This window comes from Nostoc sp. (assembly GCF_036919815.1).
In the GTDB taxonomy this organism is placed as follows: domain Bacteria; phylum Cyanobacteriota; class Cyanobacteriia; order Cyanobacteriales; family Nostocaceae; genus Nostoc.
Window position 1 is genome coordinate 1 of sequence record NZ_JBALCE010000103.1, and the last position, 17,819, is coordinate 17,819.

The following is a 17,819-nucleotide window of genomic DNA, read 5'->3' on the forward strand; positions in this document are numbered from 1 at the left end:
AAGCTGAGAACATCGGGAGCCGTGTACACAGAAATGGGTACGCACGGATCTAACTGAGAGGTGCGGGGAATAATATCCCCCATCGACTCAACCAAATCAATTCAAAATTCACGCATTCAAACAGGAGTGTCAATCTACCTATATATAGATTGACAAAATTCCTATAATATTACCTAAATTTGATAATTTAAATTCTGAAATATTTTTTTAGTGATATCACTGAATCCATCCTGCACAACACAGTTGAGGTATCTGTATTTATGCGGTAGTTATGAGTGGTTACAAAAATCATTCCTACCAGTTTTTTTTGGTGTCAAATATTTTTAAGTATAACTACTGTAGAAAAATCAAAAATACTGAATATCTATCAGTGCAATTGCTAATTTGTGTTCTGTATCACAAATTAGCAATTTCAGTAAAATGACCTTATAAAAGGCGTTGCAGGATGTTATAATCATAAAGTATCAGACAAATACATTTTGCTAATTAATCTTTAATCAGCGAAAAAATGTAATTTCTGATGCTGTTAAACTTGGCTTTGCGTATGCGAACCATTACACCATACAGAGAAACATCTCAAAATATTAATCACAAAATAAAACATGATTTCTTGACTTGTAACTTTGTATTAACAATTCCCTCTATAAAAAGGCTATTATGACAGTTGTAAAACTGGTATAGCTGGGAAAATGCTACACATTTTATCAGCTAAAGATAGCTAAAACAGTATCAAGACTCTCAACCAGAGAGTAGACCTACACAGTCTTACGAAGAACTTCAATTTTGTATGAATTCAAATAGCCAGTCTGCCAATGCCGACACATATTCCCAACGTTGGGCAGACATTGTGGGAACTGCGATCGCACTGTTAACTCTTACTCTACCTGTATTTGTCATCGCCCATTATTCTTCAAGTAATCTTGAAAATAACCAGCAACCCCTGATCCAAAACCTCCAAGGAAGTAAAGATTGATAAAGCTTTCCAGTAGGATTTCAGCAACAGGAAAGCTACAAAAAATCAGAAAACTGATATTGAGACAATCTCTGGAGATTTGGATGTAGTTAATCAGGAATATGCTGAATCTGTCTTGTGGGGTTACAGCCAGATTTCAGTTATATTCACACAAGAGGGGCAGAAATGCCTCCAACAGCAATCAAAATCTGAGGATATCCATAATACCCTCTTGTGACATCTCCCCAGCCTGTTCGCGCTTGCGTCTCCCCTTCTCTACGAGACGCTACCCGAAGGGAGAAGGCATGGGGCTTCTAAATTTCACAATTTAGATTTCCTAGTTGCTCCCAATCGAGCAGCGCTCAAGGCGATCCTTACGGGTTTTCGACTTTGACCTAGACTGAAATATCTCAGTACAAGAGCAAACCGTCTGCATAGGCGTTTTGGATTCCCGACTGTCCATCGGTACTAATTACTATTTTAACATCTTCGTGGCAAATCCAATGCTGGTAAATATAAAGCCGGGAAACGAAGCACGGGGTTTTAGACCCAATTTTTTGATAAAAAGCGTTGCGAGGAAACTTGACAACGCTTTTTCGCTTTTTTGGCTAATTCAAGGGGCTGGGGAGAAATCAATTCAAAATTCACGCATTCAAGAACTCCTGCGTACTGCCTCCTTTTTTCCAATGCTGTGGAATGAATACCTTGGGAAGAGATCCAATATTGCACTAAAATTCTACACGGGGAGCGAAACTGACTGAGTGCCCCTATGATTCACTGTTATCAGAGGAGTTTTTTGTGGATTTATCTCGTATTCCTGCCCAACCGAAACCGGGTATCATCAACGTTTTGATTGAAATTACTGGCGGAAGTAAAAATAAATACGAATACGATAAGGAACTAGAAGCTTTTGCTCTAGACCGAGTACTTTATTCCTCAGTACAATATCCTTATGACTACGGCTTTGTACCTAATACTTTGGCTGAAGATGGCGATCCCCTAGATGGTATGGTGATCATTGACGAGCCAACCTTTCCAGGCTGTGTGATTGCTGCACGACCGATTGGCTTTTTAGAGATGATTGACGGTGGCGATCGCGATGAAAAAATCCTTTGTGTTCCTGACAAAGATCCGCGCTACACTCAAGTAAAATCACTCAAAGACTTAGCGCCACACCGCTTAGATGAAATTGCCGAATTTTTCCGTAGTTATAAAAATTTGGAAAAAAAGGTGACTGAAATTCTCGGTTGGCAAGATGTGGACAAGGTTGCAGCTTTAGTAGAAAAATCCGTCAAAGCTTATAGAGGATAATAGAAGAGAGACGCGATTAATCGCGTCTGTACAGGAGTTATGAATTTTTATTCCTAACTCCTGACTCTAATAAGTTTCGCTTGTTACGGAACGCAAAAACTGCCACTAATCCCAAACCAAATGCAGCGTACTCTCCTTTTGGCAAAAATTCATAACTGCACCCTCACAGGGGCAAATATCAACTACGTGGGTAGTATCAGCATTGATGAAATCCTTTTGGAAAAAGCTGGTATCTTACCCTATGAGCAGGTGCAAGTAGTTAATAGTGCCAACGGTCAGCGCTTTATTACCTATGCGATCGCGGCTCCAGCCCATTCAGGAGTGATTGAATTAAATGGGGGTGCGGCACGTCTAGGCATTATTGGCGATCGCTTGATTATAATGACTTACGGGCAGTTCACTCCAGAAGAGTTAAAAAGTTACTCTCCGACGGTAGTCATTGTGGACGAAAAAAACAGGTTGTTGGAAGTACGACGCTACGATGACCTGCTCAGTAAGGTCTAATTTCAAGGAAAATGTCAAATTTTGAGTTGTCAGGTTCCCAGAGCTACATAAGAGAAAAGTCAGCTACCATGCCAAGTAGTCCAGCAGGTGAATTTCTCGTGCAATTCTGGGGTGTACGCGGTTTGATTCCCACCCCAAGTAGCAACACCAACCGTTATGGTAGTAATACTGCTTGTGTAGAAATGCATATAGCTGGGAAACGCTTGATTTTTGATGGCGGCACTGGCTTACGCATACTGGGTAAAACTTGGCAAGAACTGCAACAGCCACTAGAAGCCCATTTATTTTTTACCAACTGCCAAGCAAATCGGATTCAAGGCTTTCCCTTTTTCGCTCCCGCATTTATTGGGGAAAATTGTTTTCACATTTACGGCACAGCTGCCTCAAATGGAGCCTCAATCAAACAATGTCTGTATGATCAGATGCTCCAGCCACACTTTCCTTACCCTTTACAGGTAATGCAGTCAGAATTGCAGTTTTACAATCTCACTCCAGACAGTGAGATAAATCTCGATGATGTCACCATTACGATCGCATTAATTAATCAAACTCAGAGGTCAGTTGGCTACCGAGTCACTTGGCAAGAGTATAGTGTTGCCTACGTCACGGATTTGCACCCGAATGCAGATCAAGTGGAGCGAGAGCGGATTTTACAATTTATTAAAGGCGTTGACTTGCTAATTGCCAATGCCACTTACACTCCCCCTACTTCTCACAACCATGACTCTGCTGATTTACTCTGGCAAGTTGCGGTGAATGCAGCTCTGAATGCTGGCGTTCAACGGTTAGCCATTTCTCATCATCATCCAGATGACCATGATGATTTTCTTGACCAAGTTCAAGTCGATGTTAAATCTGCTTTTCCTCAAGCAATACTAGCCCATGAAGGTCTAGTTTTAACTGTTGGTAAGTGATTTAGACACGATTAAGTTTCTAAGAGCAGTTGATAGTCTAATTCGATCATGAGTACTCTCGATCAAGTGCTGAAAGACGCTTTGCAACTTTCCTCTGAGCAGCAAGAAATGCTGATCAAGATTCTCCAAAACCGCCACCACGAAAATCGTCGTGCAGAAATAGCGACGGATGCCCAACAAACCCTAGCTGATTTTCATACAGGCAAATTTCGGCATCAGTCAGCCCAAGATGTTATTTCAGCATTACGCCAGTCTTTAAACGAACCGGAGAAATGAAACTGCTGGTTTTGACCCCAAAATTCAAACGAGCTTACAACATGTGGTAGGGGCACAGCATTGCTCATACGTGTCAAATTAACGTAAAAGCCAGTCTATAACCAGCTTTTAGAGATTGTCTCGTTCCCAGTCTCTGACTGGGAATGCCTATTGGAGGCTCCGCCTCAAGACTTGCGGCAGAGCCGCAATCAGGAGCATTTCCAGCCAGAGGCTAGAAACGAGGTTTTAAAGGAGTTTTGGCTTACTTAAGTTGACACCAATGAGCATTGCTGTGCCCCTACTATTCCACACAATTAAAATTGGCTATATTGCCTCTACGAAGCATTTTGCAACTCAGCTGTGCGTATTGAAAGCTGCTGTGTCTGATTACCCCGTTGGATTTTCACCTGTAATACTTGACCAAGACGACTGTCTTCCACAAAGTTCTGCAATTGTTCAGCACTGGTAATAGCTTTACCATCAACTTGAAGAATTACATCCCCGCGCCGGATACCCGCAGATGCAGCTGGAGAATTAGGGACAACTCGCATGACAAAAACACCATTAATTTCTGGTATCTGAATCGGAGAGTTGGGATCGATGTTATTTTGCTTGGCAAGATCGGGTGTCAAAGTTAGCATTTGTACACCTAGATAGGGGTGAGCAACTTTGCCATCACGTTGCAGTTGCACGGCGATCGCTTTGGCTTTATCAATGGGAATCGCAAACCCAATACCCATCGCATCAGGGCGAATGGCTGTGTTAATCCCAATCACTTCACCTTGGCCATTTAATAGTGGCCCGCCAGAGTTACCAGGGTTAATCGCGGCGTCTGTCTGAATGAAGTCCAAACGTTTATCACTAATCCCAACTTGGGCGCTGGAACGTTTGAGGGTACTGACAATTCCCAAGGTAACGGTGTTATCAAATCCCAAAGGATTACCAACTGCGATCGCCCAGTCTCCGACTTGGACATTACTGGAAGAACCCAAGGGCGCAACTGGCAAATCGTTACCAGCGTTAATCTTGACTACTGCCAAATCTGTGACTTCATCAATACCTTGAACTTTCCCTTCAAAGGTGCGGCCATCTTTGAGTCGGACTGTTACTTTATCAGCCTTATCGACCACATGAGCATTAGTCAGAACTAACCCGCTTTTGTCAATAATGAAACCTGAGCCTAAACCGCGCAACTGCTGCTCAGAAGGCATCTGTTGGGAAAACCCGTCACCAAAAAACCGCCGGAAAAAGGGGTCTTCCGAAAATGGATCAACGCGACGAGTAATTGTGCGCTCAGTATCAATGCGGACAACTGCTGTGCCCACACGATTGACTGCTGCTGTGACAAAACTAGTGCTACCGATCGCAGCAGTGGTTGGTGATTGCCGTTGGACAGCTAGTTCTGAAGTATCTCCAGGAATTACACTGGGTGCTGGTTTGGCTTGGGAAGGTAACACCTGGAATGTACTAAACATTAGCACAACTCCGAGCGCGATCGCTAACACATGAGTAGTAAGTTGACGTAGAGAGCGGAATATTTTGGGAAATCGCATAATCACAGCCAACATTCTTATAAACCTAATTGTTGCTTAGTTGTGACAAATCTATATACAGTTATTTTTACTAAGATTAACTAACTTTTAAACAAGATTTCATTCCGACTAGTTACACCTAGCGGGGGTAAAGAGTTGATCACTGAGTGGGGAGTGATGGCAGCAGGAACGGTTGGAGATACTTGTAATTGTTTGACAACACTTTGCAATAGTTGATCTTGTCCAGTCCGCAAACCCCAGACATTTGTCCCCCGGTTAATAATCGCAAACCAAACCAAACCGCGATCGCGTGTGGGCATCACTCCCGCTAAAGCGCTCACATCCCGGAGAGTACCAGTTTTGATCACAGTCGCAAGGGGAATGTGTCTGGCGTGTAGTGTCCCCCGGTGATCAAATCCAGACATGAGGAACAAGTCAGCTACATTTAGTTGATGGGTAGATGCCTCAATTTGAATCGCCATCAGCATGGCACAGATAGCCCTGGGGGAAATGCGATTTTCCGGGCCCAGTCCAGAACCATTGATTAATTGAATTTCCTGTTGTGGCACCCTAGCAAGGCTGGCGGCGGTTGATTGCACCACAGTTGCTCCCCCTAGTGAGTCTGCCAGCATCTCTGCCATATCGTTGTTACTGTAAACGTTCATTTCCTTGATTAATTGCTTCAAGGGCAAGGAGCGATGACGTAGTAATAAAGTTTGTTGAGGATTTGGTTGGGACTCAACTTTTACCCCACCTGTAATCACAACTTGAGGTTTGGGCGTTCCCTTGGGCATAATTGAGTAGGTGTAAATAGCGGGGCGGCCCCAAGTCGCACGATTTAGTATTTGCTTGAGCATCATACCCGCCAGCATCGGCTGACGTTGGAAATTCATGGCAAAACTGCCATTAATGATCAAATTTCCCTTTACCTGCTTGATGCCCATTTTATTGAGAGTATTACCAAGAGCGATCGCTTCTTCCCAAACAAACAAAGGATCGCCACGGCCTGTAATCACCAAATCACCCTGCACAACTCCATTTACTACTGGCCCAGTGATGCTGACCAAAGTATCAAATTGGTAATCTGGCCCCCAAGTTTTCAAAGCAACTAATGTAGTGGCAATTTTGGTTAAAGAAGCAGCAGGCAGAGGTGTTGTACCTTGGTGATTTGCCATCAGCATCGGCCCCGACTGCATCCAAATTCCCTGACTATCAACCAGATTTGGCGTCACCACTTTTGATGTTATCAGCTTTTTCAGATATTCCTGCACCGTATTCGCCCCAGCTGGATTGGGATCAGGAGCAAGAACCAAGCCAGGGCTACTTTGCCAAGTCAAAGCATCTAAGGCATCTAGAGGCTTGATTTGTACCCCGGCCATTTCCAGCCAAAGCGACACCAAACCTGAACCCAATAATTCCAGCATGTTTTATTCCTCTGTTAGGATTCTGATATGTTGTTTCCTGTGCTAATATACAAGCTTTTTTACCATAATCAGTATTGAGTCATAATTACTAGTGTTTTTCTCATTTATCAGTAATCAAAAATCTAACCGCCCAGACTAGGCTGGGCGGTTAGATTTTTATATTTAGGCGCAAGCAGCCAATCGTTTCTCAGAATTAAGCACTTTTAAATTAGCTTTGATCCAAACGCAATACTGCCATAAAGGCTTCCTGGGGTACGTCCACGGTACCTACAGATTTCATCCGCTTTTTACCTTTTGCTTGCTTCTGTAATAGTTTCTTCTTCCGGCTGATGTCACCACCGTAGCACTTGGCTAGCACATCTTTCCGCAAAGCGGGAATGTGTTCGCTGGCAATAACTTTACTGCCAATAGATGCTTGAATTGGCACTTTAAATTGATGGCGGGGAATTAGTTCCTTGAGTTTTTCTGCCATTGCCCGCCCAACGTTGTAAGCTTTATCTCGATGGACAATCATCGCCAAGGAATCCACCGGATCGCCGTTAATCATAATATCTAGCTTCACCAGAGGATTTTCACGGTAGCCAATCAGGTGATATTCCATGCTGGCATAACCGCGCGATCGCGATTTCATCTGATCAAAAAAGTCAGTCACAACTTCTGCCAAGGGTAGCTCATAGGTAAGGGTAGTTCGTCCTTGGGTGAGATATTTCATATCTTTAAAGATGCCACGGCGATTTTGTGATAACTCCATCAAGCTACCGACATAGGTTTCCGGCGTAATCATCTCTACTTTCACGTAGGGTTCTTCAATTCTTTCGCGATCGTTAGCAGAAGGTAAGCGGCTAGGATTATCAATGTACAGTTCCTCTCCTTTGAGGGTAATCACCTTATAAACCACCGAGGGGGCTGTAATGATTAAATCTAGGTTATACTCTCGCTCTAGACGTTCCTGGACAATTTCCATATGCAGCAAACCCAAGAACCCGCAACGGAAACCAAACCCCATCGCGCTCGAAGTTTCTGGTTCGTAATGCAGCGCTGCGTCGTTGAGTTCGAGCTTTTCCAAAGCTTCCCGCAAGTCTTCAAATTGGTCAGCATCAATGGGGAACATCCCACAATAAACCATCGGGTTCGCTTCTGCATAACCTGGTAAGGCTGACTCGGCTTTGGCCTTACTGAGGGTAATTGTGTCTCCTACCCTGGCATCAGCTACAGCTCTAATTGCCGCTCCCAAATAGCCTACTTCCCCAGCGTGCAGTTCTTCAACTTGCTTTTGAGTCGGAGAAAGAATGCCTAACTCATCAATTTCAAATTCTTTACCGGATGCCATTAAATGGATGCGATCGCCTTTTTTCACGGTGCCATCCATCACCCGGAAATACACAATTACTCCCCGGTAACTGTCGTAATAGCTATCAAATATTAAGGCTCGTAAACGTTCATTTATCGTATTGGGTGGTGGCGGTATGCGCTCGACAACTGCTTCTAAAATCTCAGCTATACCAATTCCTTCTTTAGCAGAGGCCAGAATCGCACCACTGCAATCTAGACCGATAATTTCTTCAATTTCGCCAATTACCCGTTCTGGTTCTGCCCCAGGCAAATCGATTTTATTCAAAACCGGGATAATTTCCAGGTTACTCTCTAACGCTAAATATACATTTGCCAAAGTTTGCGCCTCCACACCTTGGGACGCATCCACTACCAACAACGCTCCTTCACAAGCAACAAGAGAGCGGGAGACTTCATAAGAAAAATCCACATGTCCAGGAGTATCAATTAAATTCAGCACATACTGCTGACCATCCTTAGCTGTGTAGTTCATCCGGGCAGCTTGCAGCTTAATTGTAATGCCGCGCTCCCGTTCTAAGTCCATATTGTCGAGAAACTGTTCCTTCATCTGCCGGTCTTCAACAGTGCCAGTAGCTTGCAGCAAGCGATCGGCGAGGGTTGATTTCCCGTGGTCGATGTGAGCAATAATACAAAAATTGCGAATGCGAACTGCGGGAACGTCAGTCATATACTATTTTTACCTAAGCAGCAACCAAACTTAAAAGAGCAATTTACTTAATGTATTTTAATGCTTTCTTAGCCAAGACGCTCCTAGCTTTTAGTGGGGGTGGGGAGTAGAGAGGCGATTAATCGCGTCTCTACAGGAGTTAGGAGTAGAGAGGCGATTAATCGCGTCTGTTCAAAAGTTAGGAGTTATTATTTCCCCCATGCCCAATGCCCCTCTTTACCCGATCTTTAACTTTCGATCTAAATAGGTGGACTTTTAAGAATATTATGAAAGTCTATTTGTCTGTGCTGGTATTGATCAGCTAGGAGCGTACAATAAATGTAAATAAGTACATCTAGGGATCATCTAGGGATCATCGGCAATTACCACCCGTAATCGTCCAGAATCACTGATTTACCAACAAAACTTCTAAAGCCATTGTCTAGTCAGTTATATGAAAAATGCGATTTGAAACTTAAAGCTGTTACTTTGGTGCTATTTCGGGGAACTATATAACTGTTCACCTTAAAGATTTTTCAGCGAATTAGCCCAAATGATGAATATAACTACTTTACAAAGCTTTAAACAAAACCAATTCAGAGTATATCAAACCTATGAATATGCAAGAGAAAACTACCGAAGCGGAAAACAGACGAACCGATAAGGTAGAAATTGCTGTCCGCCTAGATTCCGAGTTACTAGAGCAAATCCAGCATCTCACCAATGACCCAAGTAAAGTGATTGAGGTGGCGATTCGCCAGTGGTTGCGGGGTGAAATCCTCAGAGATGATGAATTGACGCGCACCCCTATACGTACTCCCGTTCCTCCTCGTGGTGAATGGAACGATTGACGCCATCACTCAGATGTGAATGCAAGTTAAAAAAAGTAAAGTTTGCTAATCTGCATTTCAAAACACCAAGAAATACTCAACAAAAAACTAAAAAGCTGTAAAAATTTATGCCAAAATTTGAGCAGCTTTAGTAAAATTACGGTCGGATACCCTTTGCTTATCCAACTCAATTAATGACTATTACTGCCAATTCCCAATTGTCGAATGTATTTTCCCAAAAACTGGAATCTATTACCAGTAAGACTGATGGCTCATTACCAACTCTAGGAGCCGAGTTGGTATATACGCAAGATGGGGTAGGGCGCTATCTGACCTTTTGTTGGCAGCACAGCGAACTCCTGGGGTTAAATACCGAAAAAATAGTTGACGAGTTGAACCAAACCCAAACCTTTGCCCCGGTGGATAGGGTTACTTATTTGGAACGATTGCACCGAATTTTGATCAGTTTGGTGCCAGAAAGGTTTCAGTGTTGGTTTAGCTACCATCAGGAATTATTTGAGTTGGACTTAGTGATTAGTCCGATTATGCCGAGTTTGGGAACGGCTGCCAGTACAGTTTTAGTCATGGGACGGTTAGTACAAGCGACACTCAACAAAAAACAAGTGGGTGTGGCATCAAAAACGCCTACACAAATAGAGTTGGCAATACGTTCACAGCAACACCAAAAACTGATAAATCGGATTACCAGAAATATTCGCCGGACATTGGATTTAGATATTATTTGGCAGCAAACAGTTGACAGTTTGGGGAAAGCACTGCGGCTTGAGCGCTGCATTATTTGTCCTTATCAGCCCTCTAGCTCAAAAGTGGAGGTGAAGGCTGAGTATCGCCACCCAGAACTCAAATCAATGCTTGGCTGCGAAATAGATATAGCTTCTGAGCCTGCCTTTGCTCAGGTGTTGGCAACCCTAGAACCAGTTGTGATGGAAGTGGCTGGATACACAGATTCTGGGCGGCAGAAAACTTTGGTGATTGCGACTTGCTATCAAGACCAAGCCAATGGATTGGTTGCTTTGAATTGGCAGGATGAATGCTACACATTAACAGAATCGGAATTAGAACTGGCAAAAGAAGCCGCAGATCAATTGGGAACCGCGATCGCACATGCTACTTTATATAAAGAATTAGAAGCAGCGCGTCAAAAAGCTGAAGAAGCTTCCCGGCTCAAAAGCGAGTTTCTGGCTAATGTATCCCATGAAATTCGTACCCCCCTCAACGGCATGATTGGCTTCTTGAAGCTGATTTTGGAAGGGATGGCAGATGACCCAGAAGAACAAAACCAATTTTTGGCAGAAGCTCACCACTTATCGATACATCTGCTAAATATCATCAACGATATTTTGGACATTGCCAAAATCGAAGCTGGTAAAATGGAGCTAGTTTACGCTCCAGTCAAGCTAGATGAGCTATTCAGTGCTGTAGAAAATTTCATGCGTCCCCAAGCAGAAATGAGAAACCTCAGCTTTCGGATGCAAATGCCTGCTATCTCCGATGAAATTATTGTCCAAAGCAACTACCAACGGTTGCTACAAGTTATGCTCAATTTGGTAGGTAATGCCATCAAATTTACCCATGAGGGCGGCATCACCGTCAGCGCCGATTTAGTACTCAAAAAAGCGAACTTTCAAGATCAGCAATTTCCTGGCATGGTGAGAGTACGTGTGGCAGATACTGGCATCGGTGTTTCTTTGGACAAACAAGATAAACTGTTTCAATTATTCTCTCAGGTGGATGGCTCCCGCACTCGCCAGTACGGTGGCACAGGTTTGGGGCTGGCAATATCCCAGAAGCTAGTGGAGGCAATGGGCGGTGAGGTACATTTTTATAGTCTGGGCGAAGGACTTGGCTCAACAGTCACATTTACAGTGCCACTATATCAACAACCTGTCATGGTTTCATCTAGTGATAGCGATTCAGACTGTATAGGTTAGAGGGCTGCTTTGATAACGAGGTTTTGTAAATCCTTTTACAGATAATGAAATCAGACAGGTTAATTAGTTATGCCTGTGCTTATAGCTTTTTGTTATTGAATAATCAGAAAATTTTTTAACTAAGTCTTTTCACATCAAGACTGTTGAAACGCTCACTATAGCTATACTAGGGCTTGGTCTAGGGGAGTTATCATCGCGCTTCTAACCAAGCCTGTAAATCAGCCACGCTGGTAAAATCTAACAGTGCTTCGCTCAAATCTTCTAGAACAGGCAAAGATAAATTAGAAACTGAGGAGCGTATTTCCTCAGAGAATTCTTGCCTAAATCGTTTAGTCAACTGACGAATTACAAGATTAGCTGCCTCTTCTTGTCGTCCTTCTGAGCGTCCTTCTTGTCGTCCTTCTGAGCGTCCTTCTTCCTTGATTTCTCGATAAACTCGCGTTTGCTGTAGTGTTATACCTAACATTTTTTCTACATCCCTTTGACTTAATTGTTCAAACTTGTACACCATTATTGTCGTGATCATTTCTATTATGACGCGACTTGCAGTTTCAGACTGTTCAACAGAAGAACGCTCAAGCAAATATCTAGCTTCTTGTGGTGCTTGTTCTTCTGCTACAGTAGTTAACACCATCAGCGCTACCCATAAAGGTAATTGGCGAATATCCCCTAATTCATCCAGATACACGCGATGCACTTGGTTTCCGTTGAGCAGGGTTCGATGAGGGTGAATATTCCCTTGTTCGATACCGCGCGACGGATAAATTATAACCGCTTGCCAATCGCTAAATCTGGCACGGTTGCGATAGAAATATAAAGAAGATTCAGCAAATACCCTTTCGTAAAGCTGTTCATCTTTCTGAAACTGTACCTCACAGAAATATACAATTCCAGCACCTACGTTTTCTGGCGGTAGAAATACTCCATCTATTTCAAATTTTGGTTCTTTAACAGCTACCGAATCAAATCGGTAAGCTTGTGCATTTATTGGGGAATCTGTCAATAGCTCAAATAACAAAGTGGGGGATTGTTGGAAAAGTTTGTAAAAAATTGAGTCTCGCCGCATGAACTTATTTCTTAAATCTGCGATACATTTTATTTTGCGTTCTAGCGATCGCCCCTAAAAGTTGCGATGCGATCGCAAATAAACCAGTAATACCCAAAACATCGCTTGTTCCCAGCCAAGCTGTGAGGTTTGCCCTTGAGGAAAATTGGACTAAACTGAATATCAGTGAAGTCAAAGTGATTACGATGAGAATCGCAGCACTACTGAGTTCACCTACTCTAATCTCAAGCTTCTATCTAGATAAGTGTGTAGTAAAAGCGCTGCGTCTGTGAAGACAAATGGCAAATGTCAATTAAACAACTGACAAACTAGCTGCAATTGCGTCTAGGATCGATTTAACAAAGCTAGAAAATAAAATTTTGGATAATGGTTAATGAGTAACGGCGCATAGGCACAGGGATCATGATTATTCAATGCCCCATGCCCAATGCCCAATGCCCCATTCCCAATGCCAATGCCGATCATTAACTTACCTGGTCTAAAACTATGGAACTCACAATTGACAACGTTGAAACAGTCTTAGATGAAATGCGCCCTTATCTCATGTCTGATGGCGGCAACGTGGAACTGGTAGAACTAGATGGGCCTGTTGTCAAACTACGCCTGCAAGGTGCTTGTGGTTCATGCCCCAGTTCTGCAATGACCCTAAGAATGGGTATTGAGCGCCGCCTCAAGGAAATGATTCCCGAAATTGCAGAAATTGAGCAAGTGGTGTAAAAGTTAGGAGTTAGGAGTTAGGAGTTATGAGTTTTGAATCAACTCCTAACTCCTTATTCTTAACTCCTAACTATTCCTTCCTATGTCCCATCCTCTGTACATTGCTTTTATCTGGCATCAACATCAGCCTCTGTATAAATCTCCTGGAAGCGGCGATTCACTATCTCCGAGTCAGCACTACCGTCTACCTTGGGTGCGTTTGCATGGGACTAAAGATTATTTGGATTTGGTATTACTCTTAGAGCGGTATCCTAAGTTACACCAAACGGTGAATTTAGTACCATCGTTGATATTACAACTCGAAGATTATATTGCTGGGACTGCTTTTGACCCTTACCTCACAGCCAGCTTGACACCAGATGAACAACTCACCCAGCAACAGCGCGAATTTATTATCCAACACTTTTTTGATGCCAATCACCACACCCTGATTGACCCCCATCCCCGCTATGCCGAGTTGTACCAGCAAAGGCAGGAAAAAGGGCAAGCTTGGTGTTTGGCAAATTGGGAATTGCCAGATTATGGCGATTTGCTAGCTTGGCACAATTTGGCTTGGATCGATCCGCTATTTTGGGATGACCCGGAAATTGCTAGTTGGTTAAAACAGGGTCGGAATTTTACTTTAAGCGATCGCCAGCGCATTTATTCCAAACAACGAGAAATCCTCAGCCGCATTATCCCGCAACATCGGAAAATGCAGGAAGCGGGGCAGCTAGAAGTTACCACCACGCCTTATACCCACCCGATTTTGCCGTTGCTAGCTGATACTAACTGTGGTCGGGTGGCTGTGCCAAATATGACACTACCTGAGCAGCGTTTTCAGTGGGCAGAAGATATTCCCCGCCACTTGCGGAAAGCTTGGAACTTTTATCAAGAACGTTTTGGACAGATGCCTCGTGGGTTGTGGCCTTCGGAACAATCAGTAAGTCCGGCGGTACTTCCACACATTATCAATCAAGGATTTAAGTGGATATGCTCAGATGAAGCCGTTTTAGGGTGGACGCTGAAACACTTTTTTCATCGAGATGGGGCGGGGAATGTGGAGCAACCAGAACTGCTGTACCAACCCTATCGCCTGCAAACCGCAGAGGGTGACGTGTCAATTGTGTTTCGTGACCACAGATTATCAGATTTGATTGGCTTTACCTACAGTACGATGCCAGCAAAACAAGCAGCAGCGAACTTAGTGGGACATTTGCAAGCGATCGCTAAAATGCAAAGAGAGAGTCAAAGTGAACACCCTTGGCTAGTTACCATCGCCTTGGATGGGGAGAATTGCTGGGAATTTTATCCCCAAGACGGCAAACCCTTCTTAGAAGCTTTGTATCAAAGTTTGAGCGATGAACCCCACCTGAAACTTGTCACCGTCTCCGAATTTCTCGAAGAATTTCCCGCCACAGCCACCATTCCCGGAGAGCAACTACATAGTGGTTCTTGGGTGGATGGCAGTTTCACCACCTGGATCGGCGATCGCGCCAAAAATCGGGCTTGGGATTACTTGACAGCAGCCAGGGAAATGCTCGCAAGTCATCCCGAAGCGACGGAAGAAAACAACCCCGAAGCCTGGGAAGCATTGTATGCCGCAGAGGGTTCCGACTGGTTCTGGTGGTTTGGTGCAGGACATTCTTCAAATCAAGATGCCATCTTTGACGGGTTGTTTCGAGAACACTTGTTTGGCATTTATAAAGCATTAAATGAACCTATCCCGCCCTATCTCAAGCAACCAGTCGAAGTCCACGAAGCACAGGGAAACCATACCCCACAAGGGTTTATTCATCCCGTCATCGATGGTAAAGGTGATGAACAAGACTGGGACAAAGCTGGACGCATAGAAATCGGCGGGGCGCGGGGGACGATGCACAATAGCAGCGTCATCCAGCGACTTTGGTATGGGGTAGATCACTTGAATTTCTATTTGCGGCTGGACTTTAAAAGTGGCGCTGCACCAGGGGAGGATTTGCCAGCAGAGTTGAATTTGCTGTGGTTCTATCCAGAAAAAACAATGGTCAATAGTCCAGTTCCCTTAGTAGATGTACCAGATGCAGCCCCACTTAATTACCTTTTCCACCATCTTCTAGAAGTTAACTTACTGACGCAATCGATTCAGTTTCGGGAAGCTGGAGACAATCATCAATGGCATCCCCGTTTCAGTCGCGCTCAAGTAGCTTTAAATAGTTGTTTAGAGTTGGCAGTACCGTGGGCAGACTTGCAAGTTCCGCCAGATTATCCCCTGCGTCTGATTTTGGTGCTTGCAGATGAAGGGCGTTTTTGCAACTATTTGCCAGAAAATGCTTTAATTCCCATTGAGGTGCCTTAGAACTCAATACTGTTGGTGTTATACCATTTCACAAAATAGCTAATGAATGAAGAGTGCTGAGTTCCGAGTGCTGTTAGCGGATAGCTATGGTTTAGTCCGTGCTGAGTTAAAAGACCACCCACAAGGGGTGGGGTATCAACGAACTCAAGAGTTAAGAAGATTCCGCCCACAAGGGGCGGGGCTTGTACCAAGTTTTTTACTTACTCAGCACTCAGCACTCAGCACTCAGCACTGAGTGTTGTTAACTTAACGTTAAAAGGGCGGTTAGAAACCGCGTCTACACAGACAAAACCCACCTTTGCAGGTTAAAAAAACCTCAATTTTTCCTTAGTCCGCGGAGGCGGCCTACGCTACGCGAACGGGTTCTCCAAAGGAGTACGTTTGTGTAGCCGCGAATTCCATTCGCCAAGGCTTAAGTTGACACGCTGTACGCCCAGCCGATTCATCTGTTGTCAAGATTTTTATAAGCATATTTAATCTTTCTTGTCAATTCGTAGATTCTACAAAAATTTATTTTTACTTTTTGAAAGAATTTAATGATTTGGCAAAGATTCAGTAATATTACTGTTGCCAATGAATATTTATCGTAGAATGAAAGACATTTCCGAGCAGATATTCTATACTTATGAATCGCTTTTTTCATAAAATAACGAATTGTCAACAGAGCATTTCACAGGAAACTCAACTTGGTCAGATGTGTGGTTCCAAGCAGCTATTTCGCGATCGCTATGAAATATTGCAAATTTTGGGTCGAGGTGGTTTTGGAATCACGTTTTTAGCCAAAAATACCCTATTACCTGGGAATCCTCTGTGTGTTATTAAACAGCTTTGTCCGAAAGTGACTAATCCTCAAAGTTGGCAAAGGGCGTGTTCGCGCTTTGAAAAAGAAGCAAGAACCTTGGGTCAACTTGGTAGTCATTCCCAAATTCCCATGTTATTAGACTACTTTCAGGCGAATGGAGAGTTTTTTTTAATTCAAGAATACGTGCCGGGTTTGACTTTGGCACGAGAAGTACGGCAAACTGGCCCTCAAAGTGAAGCTTCAGTTAAACAGTTTTTACAGGAATTATTACCTGTATTACAGTATCTTCATAAACATCGGGTGATTCATCGGGATATTAAGCCCCATAATTTATTGCGGTGTGAGTATGACGGGCGGATAGTGCTGATTGATTTTGGGGCAGTGAAAGAGCGATTAGTTGATGCTTGTGAAAACTCAATCAATCAAGCTGCAAACACCAACTTTATCGGGACTAGGGGATTTGCACCACCAGAACAGTTTTCTTTACGTCCAGTTTATGCCAGTGATATTTATGCGCTGGGTGTGACTTGTATTTATATGTTGACTGCTAAAAGTCCTTTAGAATTTGACTACGACGCGAATACTGGTGAGATATGCTGGCAAAAAGAGGTAAATATTAGCTATAGTTTCGCCCACATTTTAGGAAAAATGGTGAAAATTACGTTAAGCGATCGCTTTAAAACTGCCGATGAAGTGATCAAAGCTTTAGGTAATCAAAGCTATTTGCCTACTATGGCTAACTGTCTAACTACCCAAAAATCTCCACATAAATTAGATCATAAAAGTATTGCACAACACGAAAATTCTCACGAAAATCCTGATATATATATACCACCTGCCGCCAGAGCTGCTAGTGCTATTCGGAAATGGAGAGGAAGGCTAAAAGAAACGAGGTAGTAAAGTTAAGTTGAAGCCTGATTGAGCTAAAGTATCAAATTAACAATTGATCATGGGTGATTTAAAATATCAAAAACAAATTTAGTAAGCATTTTGACTACATTTCATAATCAGTGATGGTTAAGTAATCAGGGTTTCACTTAATACTTAGTTATTTCTCATTGACCAATATACAAGCAAAATTACTAGGGCTGGCAGATCAAAAAAAATTTTTACTCAGATTATTATATAATCGATATAATAATTAATCTTATGGCTCTCGTAGTTTTCCACAGACCAGGAAGACTGACTACTATTTACAAACGCAAACTATATTAAGTAATTCCCCAATCCCCAAAACAGGGTTT

At 43.2% G+C, this 17,819-nt stretch carries 16 protein-coding genes; 11 read left to right on the forward strand and 5 right to left on the reverse strand.

The features are described 5' to 3' along the window. The first annotated feature begins 787 nt into the window (after positions 1-787). From V7K15_RS24050 to V7K15_RS24070, 5 genes are all read left to right on the forward strand, one after another. On the forward strand, positions 788-973 hold the full coding sequence (locus tag V7K15_RS24050; protein WP_334909534.1) for a hypothetical protein: 186 nt from the start codon (positions 788-790) through the stop codon (positions 971-973). A 777-nt stretch (positions 974-1,750) separates the two neighbouring features. Continuing rightward, the gene (locus V7K15_RS24055; protein WP_334788338.1) at positions 1,751-2,263 is read left to right on the forward strand and encodes an inorganic diphosphatase; all 513 of its coding nucleotides are present in this window, start codon (positions 1,751-1,753) and stop codon (positions 2,261-2,263) included. A 120-nt stretch (positions 2,264-2,383) separates the two neighbouring features. Further along, entirely contained in the window at positions 2,384-2,767 is a 384-nt protein-coding gene (panD, locus tag V7K15_RS24060; protein WP_334909536.1) for an aspartate 1-decarboxylase, read from the forward strand. A gap of 11 nt (positions 2,768-2,778) precedes the next feature. After that, positions 2,779-3,681 (forward strand): MBL fold metallo-hydrolase, encoded by a 903-nt coding sequence (locus tag V7K15_RS24065; RefSeq protein WP_334909538.1) that lies wholly within the window; start codon positions 2,779-2,781, stop codon positions 3,679-3,681. Between the two features lie 48 nt (positions 3,682-3,729). Further along, positions 3,730-3,957, forward strand: coding sequence for a hypothetical protein (locus V7K15_RS24070; RefSeq protein ID WP_334909540.1), 228 nt, complete (start codon positions 3,730-3,732; stop codon positions 3,955-3,957). Between the two features lie 314 nt (positions 3,958-4,271). Here the strand turns inward: V7K15_RS24070 and V7K15_RS24075 are convergent, their stop codons facing one another. The 3 genes from V7K15_RS24075 to lepA all read right to left on the reverse strand — a co-directional run bounded on the left by V7K15_RS24075 (position 4,272) and on the right by lepA (position 8,912). Continuing rightward, positions 4,272-5,489: an HhoA/HhoB/HtrA family serine endopeptidase gene (locus V7K15_RS24075; protein ID WP_334909542.1), complete on the reverse strand. Its 1,218-nt coding sequence runs from the start codon at positions 5,487-5,489 to the stop codon at positions 4,272-4,274. 80 nt (positions 5,490-5,569) lie between these two features. Then, complete coding sequence (locus tag V7K15_RS24080; protein WP_334909544.1) at positions 5,570-6,892, reverse strand: D-alanyl-D-alanine carboxypeptidase; 1,323 nt, start codon at positions 6,890-6,892, stop codon at positions 5,570-5,572. A gap of 208 nt (positions 6,893-7,100) precedes the next feature. Beyond that, positions 7,101-8,912 (reverse strand): translation elongation factor 4, encoded by a 1,812-nt coding sequence (gene lepA / locus V7K15_RS24085; RefSeq protein ID WP_334909546.1) that lies wholly within the window; start codon positions 8,910-8,912, stop codon positions 7,101-7,103. Positions 8,913-9,505: 593 nt separating this feature from the next. Between lepA and V7K15_RS24090 the strand changes: the two genes are divergently transcribed. Both V7K15_RS24090 and V7K15_RS24095 read left to right on the forward strand, forming a co-directional pair. Further along, positions 9,506-9,742 carry a hypothetical protein gene (locus V7K15_RS24090; protein ID WP_334909548.1) on the forward strand — a complete coding sequence of 79 codons (237 nt, stop codon included), beginning with the start codon at positions 9,506-9,508 and terminating at the stop codon, positions 9,740-9,742. Between the two features lie 173 nt (positions 9,743-9,915). Beyond that, on the forward strand, positions 9,916-11,673 hold the full coding sequence (locus tag V7K15_RS24095) for an ATP-binding protein (RefSeq protein WP_334909550.1): 1,758 nt from the start codon (positions 9,916-9,918) through the stop codon (positions 11,671-11,673). 190 nt (positions 11,674-11,863) lie between these two features. On the opposite strand, the gene V7K15_RS24100 is transcribed toward V7K15_RS24095, so the two are convergent. Further along, positions 11,864-12,739, reverse strand: coding sequence for an Rpn family recombination-promoting nuclease/putative transposase (locus tag V7K15_RS24100; protein ID WP_334909552.1), 876 nt, complete (start codon positions 12,737-12,739; stop codon positions 11,864-11,866). A gap of 4 nt (positions 12,740-12,743) precedes the next feature. After that, the gene (locus tag V7K15_RS24105; protein ID WP_334909554.1) at positions 12,744-12,914 is read right to left on the reverse strand and encodes a hypothetical protein; all 171 of its coding nucleotides are present in this window, start codon (positions 12,912-12,914) and stop codon (positions 12,744-12,746) included. Positions 12,915-13,225: 311 nt separating this feature from the next. Between V7K15_RS24105 and V7K15_RS24110 the strand changes: the two genes are divergently transcribed. The 4 genes from V7K15_RS24110 to V7K15_RS24125 all read left to right on the forward strand — a co-directional run bounded on the left by V7K15_RS24110 (position 13,226) and on the right by V7K15_RS24125 (position 17,472). Further along, positions 13,226-13,456, forward strand: coding sequence for a NifU family protein (locus tag V7K15_RS24110; protein ID WP_012408256.1), 231 nt, complete (start codon positions 13,226-13,228; stop codon positions 13,454-13,456). 82 nt (positions 13,457-13,538) lie between these two features. Further along, on the forward strand, positions 13,539-15,773 hold the full coding sequence (locus V7K15_RS24115; RefSeq protein WP_334909556.1) for a glycoside hydrolase: 2,235 nt from the start codon (positions 13,539-13,541) through the stop codon (positions 15,771-15,773). Between the two features lie 46 nt (positions 15,774-15,819). Then, positions 15,820-16,008, forward strand: coding sequence for a hypothetical protein (locus V7K15_RS24120; RefSeq protein ID WP_334909558.1), 189 nt, complete (start codon positions 15,820-15,822; stop codon positions 16,006-16,008). A 390-nt stretch (positions 16,009-16,398) separates the two neighbouring features. Continuing rightward, positions 16,399-17,472, forward strand: coding sequence for a serine/threonine-protein kinase (locus V7K15_RS24125; protein ID WP_334909560.1), 1,074 nt, complete (start codon positions 16,399-16,401; stop codon positions 17,470-17,472). Positions 17,473-17,819 lie beyond the last annotated feature (347 nt).

Coding starts and splice junctions, on each gene's coding strand:
- V7K15_RS24070 (WP_334909540.1), top strand. CDS start 3,730: ATGAGTACTCTCGATCAAGTGCTGAAAGACGCTTTGCAACTTTCCTCT.
- V7K15_RS24065 (WP_334909538.1), top strand. CDS start 2,779: ATGTCAAATTTTGAGTTGTCAGGTTCCCAGAGCTACATAAGAGAAAAG.
- V7K15_RS24090 (WP_334909548.1), top strand. CDS start 9,506: ATGAATATGCAAGAGAAAACTACCGAAGCGGAAAACAGACGAACCGAT.
- V7K15_RS24100 (WP_334909552.1), bottom strand. CDS start 12,739: ATGCGGCGAGACTCAATTTTTTACAAACTTTTCCAACAATCCCCCACT.
- V7K15_RS24120 (WP_334909558.1), top strand. CDS start 15,820: ATGAAGAGTGCTGAGTTCCGAGTGCTGTTAGCGGATAGCTATGGTTTA.
- V7K15_RS24075 (WP_334909542.1), bottom strand. CDS start 5,489: ATGCGATTTCCCAAAATATTCCGCTCTCTACGTCAACTTACTACTCAT.
- V7K15_RS24080 (WP_334909544.1), bottom strand. CDS start 6,892: ATGCTGGAATTATTGGGTTCAGGTTTGGTGTCGCTTTGGCTGGAAATG.
- lepA (WP_334909546.1), bottom strand. CDS start 8,912: ATGACTGACGTTCCCGCAGTTCGCATTCGCAATTTTTGTATTATTGCT.
- V7K15_RS24110 (WP_012408256.1), top strand. CDS start 13,226: ATGGAACTCACAATTGACAACGTTGAAACAGTCTTAGATGAAATGCGC.
- V7K15_RS24050 (WP_334909534.1), top strand. CDS start 788: ATGAATTCAAATAGCCAGTCTGCCAATGCCGACACATATTCCCAACGT.
- V7K15_RS24125 (WP_334909560.1), top strand. CDS start 16,399: ATGAATCGCTTTTTTCATAAAATAACGAATTGTCAACAGAGCATTTCA.
- V7K15_RS24095 (WP_334909550.1), top strand. CDS start 9,916: ATGACTATTACTGCCAATTCCCAATTGTCGAATGTATTTTCCCAAAAA.
- V7K15_RS24115 (WP_334909556.1), top strand. CDS start 13,539: ATGTCCCATCCTCTGTACATTGCTTTTATCTGGCATCAACATCAGCCT.
- panD (WP_334909536.1), top strand. CDS start 2,384: ATGCAGCGTACTCTCCTTTTGGCAAAAATTCATAACTGCACCCTCACA.